The sequence below is a fragment of the Aromatoleum aromaticum EbN1 genome (assembly GCF_000025965.1).
Lineage (GTDB): Bacteria > Pseudomonadota > Gammaproteobacteria > Burkholderiales > Rhodocyclaceae > Aromatoleum > Aromatoleum aromaticum.
In genome coordinates this window covers 2271792-2292971 of the sequence record NC_006513.1, presented here as the reverse complement: position 1 = coordinate 2292971, position 21180 = coordinate 2271792, and the positions used below count along the sequence as shown (strand labels likewise).

Sequence of the window (21180 nt, the reverse complement as noted above, 5' to 3'; positions counted from 1 at the left end):
CTGGCTGGCTGGAATGCGCACGGCGACGGATAATCGCGCCATGACCTACGCCTCGATCATCAAGGAAATCGGACGCGGCGCCAAGGGCGCGCGCTCCCTCGACACAGCCAGCGCCGAAGCGCTGTTCGGCGACATTCTCGACGGCAAGGTGCCGGATCTCGAGCTCGGCGCGATGCTGATCGCGCTGCGCATCAAGAGCGAGACGCTCGACGAGCTCGTCGGCTTCAAGCGCGCGATGGACGCTCGCACCGAAGCCGTAGAGGTCCCGCCGGGACCGCGCTGCGTTGTGCTGCCGACCTACAACGGCGCGCGCCGCCAGGCGAACCTGATGCCGCTCGTCGCGTTGCTCGTCGCGCGCGAAGGCGTGCCGGTGCTGATCCAAGGGCGGCACGACTTCGAGTCGCGCAGCAGCCCGTTCGCGCTCCTCGCCGCGCTCGACATCCTCCCGGCCGCGAACGCCGACGACGCGGCACACGCGCTCGCCGAGCGCCACATCGCGTGCCTGACGCTGCCGCAGCTGCTGCCGGGCCTCGATCGCCTGCTCAGCCTGCGGCTACGGCTCGGCGTGCGCGGCAGCGGCCACACGATGGCGAAGCTGGTCGACCCGTGCATCGGCCGCAGCGTGCGCGTCGTCGCGGTCACGCACCCCGAATATCTCGAACGGATGCACGAATTCCTGCTCGTCGATGGCGGGCGGGCGATGCTGATGCGCGGCACCGAAGGCGAAGCCTACGCGAATCCGCGCCGGCGTCCGGCGATGGAAGCGTTCCGTGAAGGCGTCGCCAGCGTCGCGTGGCCGGCCGAAAGCGGTGGTGCGCCGCCGCTCGAAGGCGTTGCCGATGCACCCGGCGTCGTCGCCAACGCGGTGCTGATCCGCGCGATGCTCGCCGGCAGCGTCGCGACGCCGCAACCGATCCTCGACCAGGTCGCGGCGCTCGTGCAGCTCGCGCGGGAAGATTGATCCGCCTCGTCAGCGCGGGGCGAAGCGCCCGTCGCGGTAGTCGCCGAGGGCCGCGTGGATCTCGGCCTCGGTGTTCATGACGAACGGGCCGTACTGCGCGATCGGCTCGTTCAGCGGCCGACCGGCGATCAGCAGCAACCGCGCAGGCACCGTGCCCGCGTCGATGACGACCCCGTCGGCCTGCGGCGCGTTGGCGAGGATCGCCATGCGCCGTTCGGCGACCGCCGTGCCGTCGACCGCGACTTCACCGCGATAGACATACAGGAACGCGTTGTGCGCCGGCGGCAGCGTCTGCGCGAAGCGCGTCCCGGCAGGCAGGTGGACGTCGAGATACAGCGGCGCAGTCGCTTCACGCGTCACCGCACCGGCGACACCGTGGCTCGCCCCCGCGATGACCCGGACTTCGACACCGTCCGCGCTCGTGAACCGCGGCAGGTCGGCAGCGGCGAAGTCGCGGTACCACGGCTCGCACAGCTTGTCGCGCGCCGGCAGGTTCAGCCACAGCTGGAAACCTTCCATGACGCCTTCTTCCTGCTCCGGCATTTCGGAGTGAATCACGCCGCGGCCGGCAGTCATCCACTGCACGCTGCCGTTCTCGAGCAGCCCTTCGTGGCCCGCGCTGTCGCGGTGGCGCATGCGTCCGGCGATCATGTAGGTGACCGTCTCGAAGCCGCGATGCGGATGGTCGGGGAAGCCGGCAAGGTAATCATCCGGGTTCTCGTTGCCGAACGCATCGAGCATCAGGAACGGGTCGAGGCGGCGCTGCAGCGGCTGGGTCAGCACGCGCGTGAGCTTCACGCCCGCACCGTCGGACGTCGCCTGTCCGGCAACGAGGCGCTCGACGGCGCGGCTGTGCGTGACGTGTTCGGTTGCTTCGGGGAGTTCGGCAGGCATCGCGGTTCTCCTGATGGGGTCGGGGGTTCGCTCGTGCCGCCCGCACGGGCAGGCGGCATCCGTCTTTGCGGAAGCGATCGATGAAGGTGCGACGCGACGCCGCAGCGCCCGGGTCAGGCCGGCGCTGCGAGGATCCGTCAGGCGAGTGCCGCCTCGATATCGCGCTCGGCTTCGGCAAAAGCCTGTTCTGCGGCGTCGGCGCCCATCGCGAGACCTTCGGCAAAGACGAAATGCACGTCGGTCATGCCGAGGAAACCGAAAATCGTCTTGAGGTACGGGACCTGGGTATCGGCCGGGGTGTCGCGATAGCGGCCGCCGCGGGCGAATGCGACGTACACCTTCTTGTCCTTCAGCAGGCCTTCGGGGCCGTTCGCCGTGTAGCGGAATGTGACCTTTACGCGCGTGATCGCGTCGATCCAGTTCTTCAGTTGCACCGGCACGCCGAAGTTGTACATCGGCACGCCGATGACGACGGCGTCGGCGGCCTGGATCTCGGCGATCAGCACGTCATCGAGCGCGACGCGGGCCGTCTGCTCGGGCGTGCGCTTGTCGGCCGGTGTGAACAGCGCGCCGAGCGCCGCTTCGTCGAGCACCGGGTGCGGGTTCTGCGCGAGGCTGCGCACGACGACCGCGGCGCCCGGGTGCGACGCGCGCAGCCGCTCGACGATGCTGTTCGCGACGCGGGTGGAGTTGGAAGCGTCGCTGCGGGCGCTCGAATTGATTTGCAGGATGTTCATTGTGTTCTCCAGTGAGTTTGAGTGTTTACGGGGTCTACTTTATTGATTGAACTGTTGCCTGAAAAGCCACGAAACCTGACAACACTGTTCCTGTTATTGCAAGAATTGCACTGCTTCCTCAGGCGCCGAGAGCTGTCGCGTGCACTGGAAGGCGCCGTGGGGCGCTTCAGGGTCTGAGCGGCGGCGGGTAACGAACTTTTCGTGCGGCGCAGCGACGAAGGCTGGTCCTGACCTACAATCCGGCCTGCCCAACCACTCGCGTGCCGCCCATGCAATCTTTCGCCTTTTCCACCCGCGCGCTCTTCCTCGGCCTTTTCGCGGTATGCGCCGGGCTGCTCGGCTTCGGCCTGTACCTGCAGCACGCGGTCGGGCTCGAACCGTGCCCGATGTGCATCATGCAGCGCTATGCTTTCGTCGCGATCGCACTGACGGCGCTGGTCGCCGGGCTGCACGGGCCGGGACGCCGTGGCACGCGCGCCTACGCCGCCGTGATCCTGCTGCTGGCGCTCGCCGGCGGGGGCGTCGCGCTGCGCCAGACGTGGATGCAGCTCTACCCGCCGGAGTTCGCCGAATGCGGGCCCGACCTCGAATTCATGCTCGGCAGTTTTCCGCTGGCCGACGCGCTGCCGATGATCTTCCAGGGCGCGGGCGACTGCTCGAAAGTCGACTGGGCTTTCCTCGGCCTGTCGATCGCGAACTGGTCGCTCGTATGCCTGACGCTCGTCGCAGTGTTTGCGATCATGATGATCGCGCGCAAGCGCGGCGGCTGAAGCACCCTCCCGGCCCGCCGCTCACCGGCACGCGACCGCGTCCCGGACGCCGAACTTGCGAAGGATCGTTTCCAGGGGGCAGATGCCGGTGAAGCCGCTCTGGAACAGGTTCGCCCCGACGAAGGCGGTGAACCACAGGAAATTCGCGTTGACGAACAGCGGCGAAGCTTCGGCGCCGAGCGCGAGCGAGATCAGCACGAAGGCGCCGGCGAAGATGCGGACGAACTGGTTGACGGTCAGGTTCACGGTGTTTCTCCTTGCAGTTGGGCGACTCGGCTGCGCATCGCAGCGAAATACAGCACCGGGATGACGACCAGCGTCAGCACGGTGGAGACGAAGATGCCGAAGATCAGGCTGATCGCCAGGCCATTGAAGATCGGGTCGTCGAGGATGAACAGCGCGCCGATCATCGCCGCGAGCGCGGTGAGCCCGATCGGCTTCGCACGCACCGCCGCGGCGCGGATCACCGCCTCGCCCAGATCCATGCCCGCGCGCACCTGCTGATTGACGAAATCGACGAGCAGGATCGAGTTGCGCACGATGATGCCGGCGAGCGCGATCATGCCGATCATCGACGTCGCGGTGAATTGCGCGCCGAGCAGCGCGTGGCCGGGCATCACGCCGATGATCGTCAGCGGGATCGGCGCCATGATGACGAGCGGCACGAGATAGCTGCGGAACTGCGCGACGACGAGCAAGTAGATCAGGATCAGGCCGACCGCGTAGGCGGCGCCCATGTCGCGGAACGTCTCGTACGTGACCTGCCATTCGCCGTCCCACTTGAGGCTGTAGCCCGCATACGGGTCGGCCGGCGCGCGGATGAACCATTCGCCGAGCGTGCCGCCGAGCCCCGGCGCCCCGTCGAGCGCGAGGTCCTTCACTTTCGAGCGGATGTCGAACATGCCGTACAACGGCGAATCGAGCCGTCCGCCCATGTCGCCGGTGACATACACCACCGGCAGCAAATCCTTGCGGTAGATCACCTGCTCGCGGACGGTCTCGTGCGCCCGGACGAGCTCGGACACCGATACCAGCGTGCCGTCGCGCGCCCGCACTTTCATCGCCAAAAGCGGATCGACGCTCGACTGCCGTTCGGACGGCAGCTGGATGCGCACCGGAATCTCGTACTTGTTGTCGCCGCCATGGATCGGCGTGACGTCCTCGCCGGCGAGCCCCAAGCGCACGACTTCGACGATGTCCGCCTGCGCGACGCCCATGCGCGCAGCCTTCGCCTGATCGACGCGCAGCACGAGCTTCGGCGCCGCTTCGTCCACGGTGTCGTCGACGCCGACGATGTCGGCTGCTCCCTCGAACGCCGCACGCACGCGGCCGGCAACCGCGACCTGGCCGGCGTAGTCCGGTCCATACACTTCGGCGACAATCGGCGACAGCACCGGTGGGCCCGGCGGCACTTCGACGACTTTCGCGTTGCCCCCGGCTGCGTGCGCGATCCCGCTCACCGCCTCGCGCACCGCCACCGCGACCTCGTGGCTCTTGCGCGAACGGTGCGCCTTGTCGACGAGATTGACCTGCACGTCGCCCTGCTCCGGCGCGCTGCGGAGGTAATACTGGCGCACCAGGCCGTTGAAGTTGATCGGGCTCGCGGTGCCGGCATACGCCTGCCAGTCGCTGACTTCCGCGACGCTCCCGACGTGCTCGCCGATCTCGCGCAGCACCCGGGCAGTCTCCTCGACCGGCGTGCCCACCGGCATGTCGAGCACGACCTGGAACTCGCTCTTGTTGTCGAACGGCAGCATCTTCATGACGACGAGCTGCACCGCCGGCAGCGCGACCGACGCGACAATCAGCGCGCCGACGACCAACCACAACCGCAGCCGCGCGCGCCCACCTTTGACGGGATCGAGCATCGGCGTCATGACGCGGCGGAAGAAGCGGTCGAGCCGCGCAGTGAGCTTGTCCTCGCCTTCGTGATGATGCGCGTCGACCGACTTCAGCAGCCGCTGCGCGAGCCACGGCGTGACGACGAACGCGACCGCGAGCGAGATGAACATCCCCATCGACGCGTTGATCGGGATCGGGCTCATGTATGGCCCCATCAGCCCGGTGACGAAGGCCATCGGCAAGAGCGCCGCGATCACGGTGAAAGTCGCGAGGATCGTCGGCCCGCCGACTTCGTCGACGGCGCGCGGGATCAGCTGCCACAGCGGCGTGTCCGGCTCGAGCGCGTGCCAGCGGTGAATGTTCTCGACGACGACGATCGCGTCATCGACGAGGATGCCGATCGAGAAGATCAGCGCGAACAGGCTGACGCGGTTCAGCGTGAAGCCCCATGCCCATGACGCAAACAATGTCGCCGCGAGCGTCAGGGCGACCGCGACGCCGACGATCAGCGCCTCGCGCAACCCGAGCGCGAAGAACACCAGCAGCACGACCGCAGCGGTCGCGAACACGAGCTTGCCGATCAGCGTGTTGGCCTTGTCGTTCGCCGTCTGGCCGTAGTTGCGCGTGACGGTGAATTCGACGCCTTCCGGGATGATCTCGCCGCGCAGCGATTCGGCGCGCGCGATGACGTCCTCAGCGACGTCGGCAGCGTTCGCCCCGGGCTTCTTCGACACCGCGAGCGTCACCGCCGGAAACACGCCGAATTCGGCCCCGCCCGTTTGCGCGCTCGCTGCGCCGGTGCCGAACCACACGTACTGCGTCGCCTGGTCCGGGCCGTCCTCGACGGTCGCGACATCCCTCATGAACACTGGACGGCCACCGGCGACGCCGACGACGAGAGCGCGCACGTCGTCGGCGGATTCGAGATACGTTCCCGTCTGCACCAGCACTTCGCGGTTCGCGGCGACGAGGTTGCCGGCCGGCTGCGATGCGTTCGCGAGCTGCAGCGCGGCGCGCACGTCCTGCGCCGTGACCGCGTGCGCGTTCATCCGCTCGGCGTCCATCAGCACGCGCACGACGTGGCCCGGACCGCCGATCGTCGCGACGTCGCGCGTGCCGGGAACGCGCTTCAATTCGAGCTCGACTGCGCGCGACACCTGCTGCACGTCGAAGCCGGCGCGGGCCGGGTCGGCAGTCCAGAAAGTCAGCGCGACGATCGGCACGTCGTCGATGCCTTTCGGTTTGACGACCGGCTCGCCGACGCCGAGCTGCGGGCTGAGCCAGTCGCGGTTGGAATGGATCGTGTCGTAGAGCTTCACGAGCGCATCCTGGTTCGGCACGCCGACTTCGAACTGCACGGTAATGACCGCCATGCCCGGGCGCGACACCGAATACACGTGCTCGACGCCCGCCATGCGCGACAGCACCTGTTCGGCCGGGCGCGCGACGAGCGCCTCGACGTCGCGGGCGGAGGCGCCCGGAAACGGCACGAGGACGTTCGCCATCGTCACGTCGATCTGCGGTTCTTCCTCCTTCGGCGTGACGAGCGTCGCGAACACGCCCATCAGCAACAGGATCAGCGCCAGCAGCGGAGTCAGCGCGTTGCGCTGGAACGCGCCGGCGATGCGGCCGGAGATGCCGAGGGAGGCCATCGTGTTCCCGTCAGCGGCTCGCGGCGCGCGTGGCGCGCCCGGCGATGCTTGCCTGGACCGGATCGAGCGCGACCTCCTCGCCGCCGACGAGCCCGGCGAGCACTTCGACGCTGCCGTCGGCCAGCGCCTGGCCGGCGCGGATCTGCCGCAAGCCGAAGCCGCCTTTGCCGTCCGCGACATAGACGCCGGTGATCTCGCCGCGCCGCAGGATCGCTTCGGCCGGAACCGCGATGCGCCGGTCCTCGCCGGTCGTGAAATGGACGCGCGCGAACATTCCCGGCACCAGCCCGCCCGCCTGTGGCGGCAGATCGACGCGCACCCGGACGGTATGCGTGCGCGGATCGGCCGCAGGCAGCACGACGACGCGCGCCGCGTCGAACCAGCGCCCCGACTCCGGCAGTTCGACGCGCGCCGTCAGCTGCTCGCCGGTAACGCCGGCGATGCGATATTGCGGCACGTCGACGATCGCCCGCATCGCTGCCGGGTCATGGACGGTCAGCAGCACCCGTCCGGGCTGTGCCATGTCGCCCGGCTCGACGTGTCGCGCCGCGACCAACCCTGTCAAGGGCGAGACGATCGTCGTATAGCCCTGCACCGCGCCCGCCTGGCCGCGCCCGGCGCGTGCCGCGCGCATTTGCGCTTCGGCGGCGTCGTATACCGCTTTCGCCTGATCCAGCGCGGCAGGGCTGACGAAGCGGCGCTCGAGCAGACGCACGGTACGCTCCAGTGCCGCTTTCGCATTGATGAGGTTCGCCTGCGCCTCGGCAATGCCGGCTTCGGCGCCGGCAACGGCCTGCGCCGCCTCGACCGCGTCGATACGCAACAGCACTTCGCCTTTCGCGACGCGGTCGCCGGCATCGACGTTCAAGGCGACGATGCGGCCCGGCACCTGCGCCGCGAGCGCAACTTGATGAACCGCTTCGAGCGTGGCTTCCGCAGGGTGGGAGCGCGCCACGACGCGAGCCTCGACCCGGACGGTGGACAATTCGGCGTGCGCGACTCCGGCCGCGACAAGCGCCAGCGGAATCAGCAGTAGGCGGACGAGGAGCCGATCGATCATGAATATCAGTTTATGCTAATATTCAAGCGAGTCAAGACCTCTCCTCCATTGCAGGCCACCCGCGAAGGTGGCAAAGATGCCGTCAGCGTTCAGCCATCGCCTTCCATGGCGCATTGCCGCGCGTAGCTCGCCATCGCCGCGACGACCGGCTCCGCCTCGCCGACGGCAAGCACCTGGACGATCTCGCACCCGGGATGGCGCTCGCAGGCCGCGGCGACAAGTTTCGGCAGATCGTTTTTCAGGTGTCCGCCACGGGCGATGAACATCGGCACGATGACGATCCGCCGTGCCCCGTGCGCGACCAGCGCATCGATCGCCTCATCGAGCGTCGGCGCGAGGAACTCGAGGAACGCGAGCTCGACCCCGAGCTCCGGCGCCAGCGCGCGCAGCGTGTCGCGGACGCGCTCCATCGGCTGCGCCCACGCCGGATCGCGTGCGCCGTGGCCGAACAGCACTACTGCCCTGTCATGAGTCATGCCTGGTCCTCCGGCGCGTCGGGGACGTCGCCGGCCCGGCGCGCCAGCAGCCGTTCGAGCGCGCGTGCCGCGGCGAACAAGCCGACGCTGGCCGTCATCATCATGCTCGAACCATAGCCGGCACAGGCGAGCCCCTGCGGCCCGTGAGGCAGGTCGCACGCCGCTCCGTCGAGGCGCAGCGCTTCGCTCGAATACACCGCCTCGATGCCGAACGGCCGTTTCGGGTTGCGCGGAAAGCCGTGCTCGCTGCGCAGCCGCTTGCGCACTTTTGCCAGCAGCGGGTCCTGCTCGGTGCGCGACAGGTCGTCGACGCGGATCCTCGAAGGATCGGTCTTGCCGCCCGCGCCGCCGGCGACGATCAGCGGAATGCGGCGCGCGCGGCACGCCAGCACGATCGCGACCTTGGCGCGCACGTTGTCGATCGCGTCGATGACGACGTCGAAATCGCGCAGCAGCGCCGCCGCGTTGTCTTCGCCGATGAAGTCCTCGACGATCGCGACGTTCACGAGCGGATTGATCGCCCGCAGCCGCTCGGCCATCGCGAGCACCTTCGCCTGCCCCAGGGTGGCGTCGAGCGCGTGGCTCTGCCGGTTGATGTTCGATTCGGCGACGTGGTCCAGGTCGATGAGCGTGAGGTGGCCGACGCCGCTGCGTGCGAGCGCCTCGGCCGCCCAGGAACCAACTCCGCCGATACCCACGACGCAGACGCGCGCGAGATCGAGTCGCGGCAGCGCATCGTTGCCATAAAGGCGGGCGATGCCGCCGAAGCGTCGTTCCCGGTCGACGTCCGGAAAGGTGGAAGTGATCGGTGCCGACATGAAACCTGCAAGCGGATGGGAGAGCGCCGATGTTACCTCAGCGGGCGTCCGCCTGAACTGAATCGCACCTGCCTTGCTCCAACCGCCGACAGGGGGAGCGACCATGCATCGACCGCTATGCCGGGCACTGTTCTGCATCACGCTGACGTTCGGGTGCGCGCAGGCGGTGGCGGACATTCCGGCAGCGGCCCTCGTGCAGAACGCGATCGGCGCCTACGAGGCGGGGCGCCACGACGAAGCGGCGCGGCTGTTCGAACGCGCCGCGCGCGCCGGCAACCGGCTCGCCCAGTTCAATTACGCAATGATGCTGTATCGCAACGAAGCGCAGTCGCACGACGCGAACGCCGCGTGGCGCTGGCTGCGACGGGCTGCGGGGGCCGGTCTGCCACAGGCGCAGTTCACGCTGGCGCGATCGTACGAACGTGGCGACGGCGTCCCGAAGTCGCTGTCGACCGCGGCGGAGTGGTATCGGCGCGCTGCCGCGCAGGGGCACGTCGAGGCGCAGGTGAGCCTCGCGTCGATGTATTTCGTCGGAGGCGGCGTCCCGCTCGATGCTGCGGCTGGGGCACGCTGGTATCTTGCCGCTGCGCGCGCCGGTCACGTCGGCGCGCAACACATCATCGCGGGCCTGTACGAGACCGGCAACGGCGTTGCCGCGGATCGGCGACTGGCGGCGCACTGGTACCTGCAGGCGGCCCAGCAGGGTGACACGCTCGCGCGGGAGAAGCATGCTGCACTGATGTCGCAGATCGAGGCCCCCACGCCTTGAGCACCCCCACGCCGTGAGCGCCCTCGGCGCAGGCGACACTACTGCGTCGGCGCCGGCTCCTTCCCGGCGGTGAAATCGAGCCATATTCCGAGCCCTTGCGCATTGAGTTCCAGGTCCTGCCGGAACAGCTCGAGCACTTCCGCTTCGGGGTGTGTCCAGCCCTGGCGCTCGGCCTCTTCGCGCACGATCTGCTCCAGTCCCGCGAGGATCTCGACGTGACGTGCGACGCCTTCGCCCCGCGCCGCCTCCGCGACCGCGACATGCGCGCCGATCAGGCGGTGCAGGTCCGCGGCGAGGCGTTCGACGTCGGTCACGCGGCTGTAGTGGGTCAGATACATCGTCTCGGGGAAGAAACTCAGCAGGCGGTCGATCGACGCATGCAGCGCGTCGGGATCGAACTGCGTCGGCGTCGTCGTCGGGAAAATCGACGCGCGGCCGTCGACGTCGAGTTCGCGGTAGGAAAGCCCGAACGTGTCGCCGGTGAAAAACGCGCGCGCCGTCTCGTCCCACACGCAGATATGATGCCGCGAATGTCCCGGCGTCTCGAGGACGAGGAAGCGGCGCCCCGCGAGATCGATTTCCGTGCCATCGGCGGCGGCCACGATACGCTCCGGCGGCACCGGCGCGAGCCGGCCGTATAGCGCGAACGCCCGCTCCGCACCGTACACGGCGGAAGTGCCTTCCCACAGTTTCGCCGGGTCGACCATATGGCGCACGCCGCGCGGATGGACGACCAGCCTGGCGTTCGGAAACGCGCACATCAGGCTGCCCGCGCCGCCCGCGTGGTCGAGGTGAATGTGGGTGAGGATCACCCAGTCGACGTTTTCGGGAGGGATGCCGGCAGCGACGAGGGCACCGAGCACGCGCGGCACGGACGCGTTCGTGCCGGCGTCGATCACTGCGGCGTGCCCCTGATGGATGACCAGGTGGATCGCCGCGACGCCGGGCCGGCCGTAGCCGGCATCGACCGCAAGAATGCCGTCGGGGTGGGCGGTGACGTGCTGCACGTTGTCTTCCTCCTGCACATTCGGGTAGTTTTCCGCAATTGTATCCGCTGCACGGGACAAAGGCCCGGCATCGCACCAGGACCGACGACGATGAATCCGATTTTCGATTTCGACACCCCGATAGACCGGCGCCGCGTTCCTGGCGAAAAATGGGGACGCTATGCAGGGCGCGACATCCTTCCGCTGTGGGTCGCCGACATGGATTTCGCCGCGCCGCCGCCGGTCGTCGAAGCGCTGCAGCGCCGCCTCGACCACCGCGTCTTCGGCTACACCGACGCCTGGCCCGGCCTGGTCGAAGCGGTGATCGAAGGCCTCGCGCGCGACCACGGGTGGCGGATCGAACCGGACTGGCTGGTGTGGCTGCCCGGCGTCGTGACCGGCTTCAATCTCGCCTGCCGCATCACTGGCGAAGCCGGCGACGAAGTGCTGACCGCAACGCCGGTCTACCCGCCGTTCCTCGCTGCGCCGGGCAACAGCGATCGTCGCCTCGTGACGCGTCCGCTCGCCTTCGCCGACGGTCGCTGGCGCTGGGATCGCGACGCGTTCGAAGCCGCGCTGAGCCCGCGCAGCCGCCTGCTGATGCTGTGCAACCCGCACAACCCGGTCGGCCGCGTGTTCGACCGGGACGAATTGCGCTGGCTCGCCGACCTCGCCGAGCGGCACGACCTGACGATCTGTTCCGACGAAATCCACTGCGGCCTGGTGCTCGACGACGACGCCCCGCACGTCCCGATCGCCGCGCTCGATGCGTCGGTCGCGCAACGCACCATCACGCTGATGGCGCCGTCGAAGACGTGGAACATCCCCGCGCTGTACTGTGCTTTCGCCGTCATTTCGGACAGCAGCCTGAGGCGGCGCTTTCGTCACGCTATGCATGGCATCGTGCCGCATCCGAACGTGCTCGGGATGGTCGCCGCCGAAGCGGCCTACCGCGACGGCGGGCCGTGGCGCACGGCGCTGCTCGACTACCTGCGCGGCAACCGCGACATCGTGATGGCCGCGATCGACACGATGCCGGGAATCGAGGCGGCACGACCGCAGGCGACTTACCTCGCGTGGATCGACTGCCGCGGTGCCCGGCTCGAAGACCCGGCGAAGTTCTTCGAAGCCGCCGGCGTCGGCCTGTCCGACGGCGCGCCGTTCGGAATGCCCGGGTTCGTGCGCCTGAATTTCGGCTGCACCCGAACGCTGCTTACCGAAGCGCTTGAGCGGATGCGCCAGGCGCTGGGCAGCTGAGCGAAAGGAAAAACCGCCCTTGCGGACGGTCGACACCGCGTCAAAGCCGGATGTCAGAACGGAATGTCGTCGTCGAAATCGCCGAAACCGGCGCCGCTGCTCTTCGTCGGAGCCTTCGCCGGGGCGGCCGGTTGCGGGCTCGGGCGCGACGCGGCGGGCGCGTCGTAGCCGCCCGCGTCGTACTGGCGACCCGATGCATCACCCGCGCCCTGACGCGAACCGAGCATCTTCATCTCGTCGCCGCGGATCTCGGTCGTGTAGCGGTCCTGCCCTTCCTTGTCCTGCCACTTGCGCGTCTGCAGCCGGCCTTCGACGTAGATCTGGCTGCCCTTGCGCAGGTACTGCGCCACGATTTCGGCGAGCCGGCCGAAGAACACGACGCGATGCCATTCGGTCTGCTCCTTCTTTTCGCCGGTCGCCTTGTCCTTCCAGGTTTCGCTCGTCGCCACCGTGATGTTGCAGATCGCATCGCCGCTGGGGGCATAGCGTGTTTCGGGATCCTTGCCGAGATTGCCGATCAGGATCACTTTGTTCAGGGATGCCATGCGATTCTCCTCATGTAGGGGTTAACGTGCCACCGGAGCCACGGCACGACGGGGAGGCGAGTTCATTGTCGCCGCTACCATCAGCCAGACCAGCGCGAGCAACCCGCAGGCCAGGTTGACGGCCGACGGTCCGTAGTTCTGCGCGATCCAGCCGCCGAGCATCCCGCCGAGAAAGAGACCGACGGATTGCAGCGTATTGTAGACGCCGAGCGCAGTGCCTCGCGCGTGGGCCGGCGCGATCTTCGATATCCACGACGGCAGGACCGCCTCGAGCACGTTGAAGGCGACGAAAAACAGCGTCAGCCACAAGCCGAGCGCCAGCAGGCTGTCGCCGAACGCATACAGGCCGAGCTGCACGACGACGAGCAGCGCGATCGCCGCATTGAAGATCACCTTCATCATGCCGCGGCGCTCGGCGACGATCACCGCCGGCACCATCAACGCGAACGACAGCAGCACCGCGGGAAGATACACTTTCCAGTGCTCGGGCAGCGGCAATGCGCCGCCGGCGACGATCGCGGCGGGCACCAGCACCCACATCGCGGTCTGGATCAGGTGCAGCGCGAACACGCCGACGTTCAGTCGCATCAGCTGCCCGTTATGCAGGACATCGACGAGCCTGCCGCCGGCGGCGCGCGGAATGACCGGCACCGTCGGCACGACGTAGACGACGACGCCGATCGCAAGGAAGGCCAGCACCGCGGTCAGCCAGAAAATCCCGCTCATGCCGACCATCGTGTAGAGCAGCGGCGCCGCGACCATCGAAATCGCGAACACCAGGCCGATGCTCGACCCGATCATCGCCATCACCTTGGTGCGGTGCTGGTCGCGCGTGAGGTCCGCGGCGAGCGCGGTCACGGCGGCGGAAATCGCGCCCGCGCCCTGCAGGACCCGGCCGACGATCACGATGTAGATGCTGTCGGCCAAGGCGGCCACGGCGCTGCCGATGACGAACAGCAGCAGGCCGAACACGATCACCGGCTTGCGGCCGAAACGGTCGGATGCGGCGCCGTAGGCGATCTGCAGGAACGCCTGCGTCAGCCCGTATGCGCCGATCGCCAGCCCGACGAGCGTCAGGTCGTCCCCGCCGGGAATCTCGTGGGCATGAACCGCGAACACCGGCAGGATCAGGAACAGGCCGAGCATGCGCAGCGCGAAAATCGCCGCGAGGCTCATGCCGGCCCGCTTCTCCGCGGGGGTCATGGAATCGTGCTCGAATCGGGACATTAGGGGGACGTGGCGGATCAAAGCGGCGATTCTAGCATTCGCCGTCATCCAGTTTGGATCGACCGGTGTTCTCTCGTATAGTGGCGCGTTCCCCCTCCGGCAATTCCCCCGCCCCATGGACGAAATCCGCATCCGCGGCGCCCGCACCCATAACCTGAAGAACATCAGCCTCGACCTGCCGCGCAACCGGCTGACCGTGATCACCGGCCTGTCGGGATCGGGCAAGTCCTCGCTCGCGTTCGACACGCTGTACGCCGAAGGCCAGCGCCGCTACGTCGAGTCGCTTTCGGCCTACGCGAGGCAGTTCCTGCAGCTGATGGAGAAGCCCGATGTCGACCTGATCGAGGGGCTTTCGCCGGCGATCGCGATCGAGCAGAAAGCGACCAGCCACAATCCGCGCTCGACTGTCGGCACTGTCACCGAGATCCACGACTACCTGCGCCTGCTGTACGCGCGCGCCGGCACGCCCCACTGCCCGGACCACCCGGACCAGGCGCTCGAAGCGCAGACGGTCTCGCAGATGGTCGATCACGTGCTGGCGCTGCCGCAGGACACGCGGCTGATGATCCTCGCGCCGGTCGTCGCGTACCGCAAGGGCGAGCAGCACGACCTGTTCGCCGAACTACGCGCGCAGGGCTTCGTGCGCGTGCGCGTCGATGGCGCGGTCAGCGAACTCGACGCCCTGCCCGCGCTCGAGAAAGGCCGGCGGCACACGGTCGAGGTGGTCATCGACCGGCTCAAGGTGCGCGGCGACCAGCGCGGGCGCATCGCCGAATCCTTCGAGACGGCGCTGACCCATGCCGACGGTCGCGCGATCGCAGTCGAGATCGACAGCGGCGTCGAGCACCTGTTTTCCGCACGCTTCGCGTGCCCGGTCTGCAGCTACGCGCTCGCCGAACTCGAACCCCGCCTGTTTTCGTTCAACAATCCCACCGGCGCGTGCCCGAAGTGCGACGGTCTGGGCCAGGTCGATTTCTTCGATCCTGCCCGCGTCGTCGTGCATCCCGATCTGTCGCTGTCGGCCGGCGCGATCCGCGGCTGGGACCGGCGCAACCAGTTCTACTTCCAGATGCTCGCGAGCCTTGCGGCGCATTACGGTTTCGACGTCGATACACCGTTCAGCGAGCTGCCCGAAGAAGTGCGCGAAGTCGTGCTGCACGGTTCCGGGCGGCGCAAAATCCCCTTCCGCTATCTCTCCGACAACAGGCGTACGGTCACCAAGGAACATCCGTTCGAAGGGATCATCCCGAACCTCGAGCGGCGCTATCGCGAAACCGATTCGACAGCAGTGCGCGAGGAACTCGCCAAGTACCGCGCAACGCACCCGTGCCCCGGCTGCGTGGGCACGCGATTGCGCACCGAAGCCCGCAACGTGCTGATCGGCGGTCAGCCGATCCATGCCGTGGGCCGGATGCCGCTCGGCGACTGCAAACGCTTTTTCGACGAGCTTTCGCTGAGCGGCCACCGCGGGCTCGTCGCCGGCAAGATCGTCAAGGAAATCTCGGACCGCCTGAGCTTCCTGATCAACGTCGGGCTCGACTACCTGTCGCTCGATCGCTCGGCCGATACGCTGTCGGGGGGCGAAGCCCAGCGCATCCGCCTCGCGAGCCAGATCGGTTCGGGCCTGACGGGCGTCATGTACGTGCTCGACGAGCCGTCGATCGGCCTGCACCAGCGTGACAATGACCGGCTGCTCGGCACGCTGCGCCAGCTTCGCGACCTCGGCAACACGGTGATCGTCGTCGAGCATGACGAGGACGCGATCCGCTCGGCCGACTACGTCGTCGACATGGGCCCGGGCGCCGGCGTGCATGGCGGCGAGATCGTCGCCCGCGGTACGCCGGCGGAAATCCTCGCCAGCGAGACGTCGCTGACCGGCGCGTACCTCGCGGGACGCCTTGCCATCCCGAGCCCGCGGCGGCGCACTGCACCCGATCCGGAACGCATGCTCAGACTTCGCGGCTGCAGCGGGAACAACCTCAAGGATGTCGTCCTGGAGCTGCCGGTCGGCCTGCTCACGTGCGTGACGGGCGTTTCAGGCTCGGGCAAATCGACGCTGATCAACGACACGCTGTATGCGATCGCGGCGAAGCATCTTTACGGATCGAACGCCGAGCCCGCCCCCTATACGTCAGTTGACGGGCTGGAGTTCTTCGACAAGGTCATCAGTGTCGACCAGTCGCCGATCGGCCGGACGCCGCGCTCGAATCCGGCGACGTACACCGGCCTGCTGACCCCCGTGCGCGAACTTTTTGCCGGCGTGCCCGAAGCGCGTGCGCGCGGCTACGGGCCGGGGCGCTTCTCGTTCAACGTCAAGGGCGGGCGCTGCGAAGCCTGCCAGGGCGACGGGCTGATCAAGGTCGAGATGCACTTCCTGCCCGACATGTACGTGCCGTGCGACGTCTGCCACGGCAAGCGCTACAACCGTGAGACGCTGGAAATCCGCTACAAGGGCAAGACGGTCTTCGAAGTGCTCGACATGACGGTCGAAAACGCGCTGGAGTTCTTCCGCGCCGTTCCAGCGGTCGCGCGCAAACTCGAAACGCTCGTGGACGTTGGCCTCGGCTACATTCGCCTCGGGCAGAGCGCGACGACGCTTTCGGGCGGCGAAGCGCAGCGCGTCAAGCTCGCGCTCGAGCTGTCGAAACGCGACACCGGCCGTACCCTCTACATCCTCGACGAGCCGACGACCGGCCTGCACTTTCGCGACATCGAGCTGCTGCTCGGCGTACTGCACCGCCTGCGCGATCACGGCAACACCATCGTCGTCATCGAGCACAACCTCGATGTCATCAAGACTGCCGACTGGCTGATCGACTTGGGTCCGGAAGGGGGCGGGCGCGGCGGCGAAATCCTTTGCAGCGCCCCCCCGGAAGCCGTCGCTGCCCACCCGGCGAGCCACACCGGCCTCTACCTGAAGAACGCGATGGCACGGGACGAGGCCCGCCCGGCGGCGACGGGGATCGCCGCGCGATCCAGTGCGTGACGTGGCGGCGGCGGAGCGCCGCAGCCGACCGGTCCTGCATCACGACCAGGTCCCGCCCTGCGCCTCGCCCTCGCCCCGTTGCAGTCAGCCCGGATAGCCTTCCGGGTTGCCCGTCTGCCAGCGCCAGGCATCCCGGCACATCGCATCGAGGTCGTGTTCCGGCTTCCAGCCCAGCACCTTTTCCGCCCGGCCGGCATCCGCCCAGCACGCGGCGATGTCGCCAGGACGGCGGTCGACGATACGGTACGGAACTCTCCGACCGGACGCAGCTTCGAAGCTGCGAATGACTTCGAGCACGCTGTATCCCCGCCCTGTGCCGAGATTCAGGCACGTCACGCCGGGCAGGCCTTCGATGCGCTCGACCGCCTGCACGTGGCCGCGCGCGAGGTCCACGACGTGGATGTAGTCGCGAACGCCGGTCCCGTCCGGCGTCGCGTAATCGCCGCCGAATACCTGCAGCTGCGGCAGGCGTCCCACCGCGACCTGGCTGATATAGGGCATCAGGTTGTTCGGGATTCCATGGGGATCCTCCCCGATTCGACCGCTGCGGTGGGCACCGACCGGGTTGAAGTAGCGCAGCAGCACCACCTGCCAGCGCGGGTCGGACGCGGCAACGTCCGACAGCACCTGCTCGGTCATCCACTTTGTCCGGCCGTACGGGTTGGTCGGCGCAGCGGGCGCGCTTTCCGCGATCGGCATGCTTCGCGGATCGCCGTACACCGTCGCCGAGGAGCTGAATACGAGCCGGTACACGCCGGCTTCCGCCATCGCCCGCGTCAGCGCGATCGTCCCGCCGATGTTGTTGTCGTAGTACTCGAGCGGCTCGCGCACCGACTCCCCGACCGCTTTCAGGGCGGCGAAATGGATCACCGCATCGACCCGGTAAGCGCCGAAAACGGCTTTCAGGCCGTCGGATTCTCGGACATCGATCTCGTGGAACCCCGCGAGCCTGCGCCCGGCGATCTGCTCGACCCTGGCGAGCGCCTCGGACTTGCTGTTGCACAGGTTGTCGACGACCACGACGTCATGGCCGCTCTGCAGCAGTTCCACGCAAGTATGGGAGCCGATATATCCAGCCCCGCCGGTCACCAGCACCACGCCCATCGCCTTCTCCTGTCTTGTCTTCCGCAGCCCCGGAACGAGCGTTGCCGAGCGTCTCCCGACCGACTCGGCTCGATCGCGACACCTTCCCACCCCGGCCAACCGGGATCCGAACGGCGTTGCCGCCGCAGTGCCCAGGAACGGGATCGAGACGAAAAAATGGGCCGGTTTCCCGGCCCATTCATCTGCGAAACGTTACGGCGACCCGACTCAGGCCGCAGCCGCCTCGCTCACGTTCGCCCCTTCCTCGCCTTCATCCGGCCGGTCGAGCAGTTCGATCAACGCCAGCGGCGCATTGTCGCCGTCGCGGAAACCGAACTTCAGGATGCGTAGATAGCCGCCATTACGCTCGGCAAAACGCGGACCCAGCACGTCGAACAGCTTGACCACCATTTCGCGGTCGCGCATCCGGTTGAACGCCAGACGCCGATTCGACAGGCTCGGCTTCTTGCCGAGGGTGATCAGCGGCTCGACCACACGGCGCAATTCCTTGGCCTTGGGCAGAGTCGTCTTGATGACTTCGTGACGCAGCAGCGAGTTGGCCATGTTGCGGAACATCGCCTGGCGGTGGCTGCTGGTACGGTTAAGTTTGCGAAGACCGCTGCGGTGACGCATTTTTATTCCTCACTCACCGGCTGCCTCAACCGAGCTTCTCGAGCCCGGCCGGCGGCCAGTTTTCCAGTTTCATTCCGAGCGTCAGCCCGCGGGAGGCCAACACTTCCTTGATCTCGTTCAGCGACTTGCGGCCGAGGTTCGGCGTCTTCAGCAGCTCGGTCTCCGTGCGCTGGATCAGGTCACCGATGTAGTAGATGTTTTCGGCCTTCAGGCAGTTGGCCGAGCGAACCGTCAGCTCCAGATCATCCACCGGGCGCAGCAGCACCGGGTCGATCGTCTGCGCCGCGGACTGTTCGACGACCGGTGCAGTGCCTTCGAGATCGGCGAACACCGACAGCTGATCCATCAGGACGCGCGCCGCATAGCGGATGGCCTCCTCGGGATCCACTGCGCCGTTCGTTTCGATGTCGATCACCAGCCGGTCGAGATCGGTCCGCTGTTCCACCCGGGCGCTCTCGACCAGGTAACTCACGCGCCGCACCGGGCTGAAGGATGCATCGAGCACGACGCGGCCGATGGTCTTGGTGTCGCCGGCAGCCGGACGAACGTTGCCCGGCACGTAACCGCGGCCTTCCTCGACCTTGATCTGCATGTCGAGCTTTCCGCCCGGCGCGAGGTGCGCAATCACATGATCCGGGTTGATAATTTCCACGTCGTGCCCAACCTCGATGTCGCGCGCGGTGACCACACCATCGCCAGACTTCGCCAGGCGCAGCGTCGCCTCGCTGCGGCTATGGAGCTTGAGCACCACGCCCTTGAGGTTCAACAGCAGATCGACGATGTCCTCGCGCACGCCGTCAAGAGTGGAATACTCATGCAGCACGCCTTCGATGGACACTTCGGTCGGCGCATAGCCCGGCAACGAGGACAGGAGAATGCGCCGCAGCGCATTCCCCAGGGTATGGCCGAAACCGCGTTCGAACGGCTCCATCGTGACGCGGGCCTGGACCGGCGACACACTCTGGACGTCGATGATGCGGGGTTTCAGCAGCGAATTGCTTTGCATCAGCAGTTCCTCGGATCTTTGATTCTTCAGGCAAACCCGTTAGCGGGAATACAGTTCGACGACCAGGCCTTCATTGATCGTCGGCGGCAGTTCAGCGCGCTGCGGATATGCCTTGAAGGTGCCCTTGCCGGCCTTTGCATCGACATCCAGCCATTCCGGGAAACCACGGGAAGCAGCTGCTTCGAGCGCAGCCTTGACGCGCAGCTGGCCGCGCGACCCTTCGGTGAGTTCGACGACGTCACCCGGCCGAACGACATACGACGGGATGTTCACCCGCTTGCCGTTCACGAGGATGCCGTTGTGCCGCACGAGCTGGCGCGATTCGGCACGCGAACCGCCAAAGCCCATACGATAGACGACCGAATCCAGGCGCCCTTCGAGCAGTTGCAGCAGGTTCTCACCGGTCTGGCCACGACGGCGCTCGGCCTCGGCATAGACTTTGCGGAACTGCGCTTCGAGCACGCCATACAGGCGACGGATCTTCTGCTTTTCGCGCAACTGCACGCCATAGCCGGACATCCGTTGACCGGAACGCTGACCGTGCTGGCCGGGCGCGTACGCCCGGCGCTCGATTGCACATTTATCGGTGAAGCACTTCTCGGCCTTCAGAAACAGCTTTTCGCCCTCGCGACGGCACTGACGGCACTTGGGATCCAGATTACGAGCCACGTTAAACTCCTTGTCAGATGCGGCGCTTTTTCGGCGGGCGGCAGCCGTTATGCGGGATCGGCGTGATGTCGGTAATGCTGGAGATCTTCATGCCCAGCGCATTGAGTGCACGGACAGCGGATTCGCGCCCGGGCCCCGGGCCCTTGATGCGGACCTCCAGGTTCTTGACGCCACATTCCTGTGCAGCTTTGCCGGCAGCTTCGGCCGCGACCTGGGCGGCAAACGGGGTACTTTTCCGTGAGCCCTTGAAGCCGGCACCACCAGAGGTCGCCCAGGACAACGCATTGCCCTGGCGGTCGGTGATAGTGATGATCGTGTTGTTGAAGCTCGCGTGCACGTGGGCGATGCCCTCGGCGACGTTCTTCTTGACCTTCTTGCGAACTTTCGCAGCAGTTTTAGCCATTATCTATTCCTATCACTTCTTGCCGGCGATTGCCTTGCGCGGCCCTTTCCGGGTACGCGCATTGGTGCGGGTGCGCTGGCCACGAAGCGGCAGGCCGCGACGATGACGAACCCCACGATAGCAACCAAGATCCATCAGTCGCTTGATGTTCATCGTCGTCTCGCGACGAAGATCACCTTCGACAATGAATTTCGCCACTTCATCACGCAACCGTTCCATGTCGGACTCGGTGAGATCCTTCATCTTGACGGAACGCACGACGTTGGCAGCATCGCAAATCTTCTGAGCACGCGAACGGCCAATTCCATAGATGGCGGTCAGCGCGATCTCGGCATGCTTGTGGTTGGGAATGTTTACCCCAGCAATACGGGCCATTCGATTACCCCAAAAAGCGAAACATTAAATA

The 21180-nt window shown here is 67.1% G+C and carries 21 protein-coding genes; 5 read left to right on the top strand and 16 right to left on the bottom strand.

Going from position 1 to position 21180, the window contains the following annotated elements; translation table 11 throughout:
- Window positions 1-40: 40 nt before the first annotated feature.
- Entirely contained in the window at window positions 41-961 is a 921-nt protein-coding gene (gene ybiB, locus EBN1_RS10930; RefSeq protein ID WP_011238015.1) for a DNA-binding protein YbiB, read from the top strand.
- Window positions 962-970: 9 nt separating this feature from the next.
- On the opposite strand, the gene EBN1_RS10925 is transcribed toward ybiB, so the two are convergent.
- Window positions 971-1855, bottom strand: coding sequence for a pirin family protein (locus tag EBN1_RS10925; protein WP_011238014.1), 885 nt, complete (start codon window positions 1853-1855; stop codon window positions 971-973).
- Between the two features lie 137 nt (window positions 1856-1992).
- Window positions 1993-2592 carry an FMN-dependent NADH-azoreductase gene (locus EBN1_RS10920; RefSeq protein WP_011238013.1) on the bottom strand — a complete coding sequence of 200 codons (600 nt, stop codon included), beginning with the start codon at window positions 2590-2592 and terminating at the stop codon, window positions 1993-1995.
- Between the two features lie 269 nt (window positions 2593-2861).
- On the opposite strand from EBN1_RS10920, the gene EBN1_RS10915 reads away from it, so the two are divergent.
- On the top strand, window positions 2862-3362 hold the full coding sequence (locus EBN1_RS10915) for a disulfide bond formation protein B (RefSeq protein WP_011238011.1): 501 nt from the start codon (window positions 2862-2864) through the stop codon (window positions 3360-3362).
- A gap of 21 nt (window positions 3363-3383) precedes the next feature.
- Here EBN1_RS10915 and EBN1_RS10910 read toward each other — a convergent pair whose 3' ends face one another.
- The 5 genes from EBN1_RS10910 to EBN1_RS10890 all read right to left on the bottom strand — a co-directional run bounded on the left by EBN1_RS10910 (window position 3384) and on the right by EBN1_RS10890 (window position 9210).
- Window positions 3384-3608 carry a YgaP family membrane protein gene (locus EBN1_RS10910; protein ID WP_011238010.1) on the bottom strand — a complete coding sequence of 75 codons (225 nt, stop codon included), beginning with the start codon at window positions 3606-3608 and terminating at the stop codon, window positions 3384-3386.
- The gene (locus EBN1_RS10905) at window positions 3605-6856 is read right to left on the bottom strand and encodes an efflux RND transporter permease subunit (RefSeq protein ID WP_011238009.1); all 3252 of its coding nucleotides are present in this window, start codon (window positions 6854-6856) and stop codon (window positions 3605-3607) included. Before EBN1_RS10905 ends, EBN1_RS10910 begins: the two co-directional genes overlap by 4 nt.
- Window positions 6857-6866: 10 nt before the next feature.
- Window positions 6867-7916 carry an efflux RND transporter periplasmic adaptor subunit gene (locus EBN1_RS10900; RefSeq protein WP_011238008.1) on the bottom strand — a complete coding sequence of 350 codons (1050 nt, stop codon included), beginning with the start codon at window positions 7914-7916 and terminating at the stop codon, window positions 6867-6869.
- 89 nt (window positions 7917-8005) lie between these two features.
- Entirely contained in the window at window positions 8006-8392 is a 387-nt protein-coding gene (locus tag EBN1_RS10895) for a sirohydrochlorin chelatase (protein ID WP_011238007.1), read from the bottom strand.
- Window positions 8389-9210: a tRNA threonylcarbamoyladenosine dehydratase gene (locus EBN1_RS10890; protein WP_011238006.1), complete on the bottom strand. Its 822-nt coding sequence runs from the start codon at window positions 9208-9210 to the stop codon at window positions 8389-8391. Before EBN1_RS10890 ends, EBN1_RS10895 begins: the two co-directional genes overlap by 4 nt.
- A 103-nt stretch (window positions 9211-9313) precedes the next feature.
- On the opposite strand from EBN1_RS10890, the gene EBN1_RS10885 reads away from it, so the two are divergent.
- Window positions 9314-9979 carry a tetratricopeptide repeat protein gene (locus EBN1_RS10885; RefSeq protein ID WP_011238005.1) on the top strand — a complete coding sequence of 222 codons (666 nt, stop codon included), beginning with the start codon at window positions 9314-9316 and terminating at the stop codon, window positions 9977-9979.
- A gap of 38 nt (window positions 9980-10017) precedes the next feature.
- Here the strand turns inward: EBN1_RS10885 and EBN1_RS10880 are convergent, their stop codons facing one another.
- Window positions 10018-10986, bottom strand: a complete 969-nt coding sequence (locus EBN1_RS10880) for an MBL fold metallo-hydrolase (RefSeq protein WP_011238004.1) — start codon at window positions 10984-10986, stop codon at window positions 10018-10020.
- A 90-nt stretch (window positions 10987-11076) separates the two neighbouring features.
- Between EBN1_RS10880 and EBN1_RS10875 the strand changes: the two genes are divergently transcribed.
- Window positions 11077-12222 carry a MalY/PatB family protein gene (locus EBN1_RS10875; RefSeq protein ID WP_011238003.1) on the top strand — a complete coding sequence of 382 codons (1146 nt, stop codon included), beginning with the start codon at window positions 11077-11079 and terminating at the stop codon, window positions 12220-12222.
- A gap of 53 nt (window positions 12223-12275) precedes the next feature.
- Here the strand turns inward: EBN1_RS10875 and ssb are convergent, their stop codons facing one another.
- Together ssb and EBN1_RS10865 are read right to left on the bottom strand one after the other, a co-directional pair.
- Complete coding sequence (gene ssb, locus EBN1_RS10870) at window positions 12276-12767, bottom strand: single-stranded DNA-binding protein (protein ID WP_011238002.1); 492 nt, start codon at window positions 12765-12767, stop codon at window positions 12276-12278.
- Window positions 12768-12788: 21 nt separating this feature from the next.
- Window positions 12789-13970 (bottom strand): MFS transporter, encoded by a 1182-nt coding sequence (locus EBN1_RS10865; protein ID WP_041646208.1) that lies wholly within the window; start codon window positions 13968-13970, stop codon window positions 12789-12791.
- Window positions 13971-14109: 139 nt separating this feature from the next.
- Here EBN1_RS10865 and uvrA point away from each other — a divergent pair, with 139 nt between their 5' ends.
- Entirely contained in the window at window positions 14110-16980 is a 2871-nt protein-coding gene (gene uvrA / locus EBN1_RS10860) for an excinuclease ABC subunit UvrA (RefSeq protein ID WP_011238000.1), read from the top strand.
- Window positions 16981-17064: 84 nt separating this feature from the next.
- Here uvrA and galE read toward each other — a convergent pair whose 3' ends face one another.
- From galE to rpsM, 6 genes are all read right to left on the bottom strand, one after another.
- Entirely contained in the window at window positions 17065-18084 is a 1020-nt protein-coding gene (gene galE / locus EBN1_RS10855; RefSeq protein WP_011237999.1) for a UDP-glucose 4-epimerase GalE, read from the bottom strand.
- Between the two features lie 207 nt (window positions 18085-18291).
- Window positions 18292-18696, bottom strand: a complete 405-nt coding sequence (gene rplQ / locus EBN1_RS10850; RefSeq protein WP_011237998.1) for a 50S ribosomal protein L17 — start codon at window positions 18694-18696, stop codon at window positions 18292-18294.
- A gap of 25 nt (window positions 18697-18721) precedes the next feature.
- Window positions 18722-19702 carry a DNA-directed RNA polymerase subunit alpha gene (locus EBN1_RS10845; protein ID WP_011237997.1) on the bottom strand — a complete coding sequence of 327 codons (981 nt, stop codon included), beginning with the start codon at window positions 19700-19702 and terminating at the stop codon, window positions 18722-18724.
- A 39-nt stretch (window positions 19703-19741) separates the two neighbouring features.
- Window positions 19742-20371, bottom strand: coding sequence for a 30S ribosomal protein S4 (gene rpsD / locus EBN1_RS10840; RefSeq protein ID WP_011237996.1), 630 nt, complete (start codon window positions 20369-20371; stop codon window positions 19742-19744).
- Between the two features lie 13 nt (window positions 20372-20384).
- Window positions 20385-20774 carry a 30S ribosomal protein S11 gene (gene rpsK, locus EBN1_RS10835; RefSeq protein ID WP_011237995.1) on the bottom strand — a complete coding sequence of 130 codons (390 nt, stop codon included), beginning with the start codon at window positions 20772-20774 and terminating at the stop codon, window positions 20385-20387.
- A gap of 12 nt (window positions 20775-20786) precedes the next feature.
- A complete protein-coding gene (gene rpsM, locus EBN1_RS10830; protein ID WP_011237994.1) occupies window positions 20787-21149 on the bottom strand; it encodes a 30S ribosomal protein S13 in 363 nt (120 codons plus the stop codon).
- Between the last annotated feature and the right edge of the window lie 31 nt (window positions 21150-21180).

Coding starts and splice junctions, on each gene's coding strand:
- ybiB (WP_011238015.1), top strand. CDS start 41: ATGACCTACGCCTCGATCATCAAGGAAATCGGACGCGGCGCCAAGGGC.
- EBN1_RS10925 (WP_011238014.1), bottom strand. CDS start 1,855: ATGCCTGCCGAACTCCCCGAAGCAACCGAACACGTCACGCACAGCCGC.
- EBN1_RS10920 (WP_011238013.1), bottom strand. CDS start 2,592: ATGAACATCCTGCAAATCAATTCGAGCGCCCGCAGCGACGCTTCCAAC.
- EBN1_RS10915 (WP_011238011.1), top strand. CDS start 2,862: ATGCAATCTTTCGCCTTTTCCACCCGCGCGCTCTTCCTCGGCCTTTTC.
- EBN1_RS10905 (WP_011238009.1), bottom strand. CDS start 6,856: ATGGCCTCCCTCGGCATCTCCGGCCGCATCGCCGGCGCGTTCCAGCGC.
- EBN1_RS10900 (WP_011238008.1), bottom strand. CDS start 7,916: ATGATCGATCGGCTCCTCGTCCGCCTACTGCTGATTCCGCTGGCGCTT.
- EBN1_RS10895 (WP_011238007.1), bottom strand. CDS start 8,392: ATGACTCATGACAGGGCAGTAGTGCTGTTCGGCCACGGCGCACGCGAT.
- EBN1_RS10890 (WP_011238006.1), bottom strand. CDS start 9,210: ATGTCGGCACCGATCACTTCCACCTTTCCGGACGTCGACCGGGAACGA.
- EBN1_RS10885 (WP_011238005.1), top strand. CDS start 9,314: ATGCATCGACCGCTATGCCGGGCACTGTTCTGCATCACGCTGACGTTC.
- EBN1_RS10875 (WP_011238003.1), top strand. CDS start 11,077: ATGAATCCGATTTTCGATTTCGACACCCCGATAGACCGGCGCCGCGTT.
- ssb (WP_011238002.1), bottom strand. CDS start 12,767: ATGGCATCCCTGAACAAAGTGATCCTGATCGGCAATCTCGGCAAGGAT.
- EBN1_RS10865 (WP_041646208.1), bottom strand. CDS start 13,970: ATGACCCCCGCGGAGAAGCGGGCCGGCATGAGCCTCGCGGCGATTTTC.
- uvrA (WP_011238000.1), top strand. CDS start 14,110: ATGGACGAAATCCGCATCCGCGGCGCCCGCACCCATAACCTGAAGAAC.
- galE (WP_011237999.1), bottom strand. CDS start 18,084: ATGGGCGTGGTGCTGGTGACCGGCGGGGCTGGATATATCGGCTCCCAT.
- rplQ (WP_011237998.1), bottom strand. CDS start 18,696: ATGCGTCACCGCAGCGGTCTTCGCAAACTTAACCGTACCAGCAGCCAC.
- EBN1_RS10845 (WP_011237997.1), bottom strand. CDS start 19,702: ATGCAAAGCAATTCGCTGCTGAAACCCCGCATCATCGACGTCCAGAGT.
- rpsK (WP_011237995.1), bottom strand. CDS start 20,774: ATGGCTAAAACTGCTGCGAAAGTTCGCAAGAAGGTCAAGAAGAACGTC.
- rpsM (WP_011237994.1), bottom strand. CDS start 21,149: ATGGCCCGTATTGCTGGGGTAAACATTCCCAACCACAAGCATGCCGAG.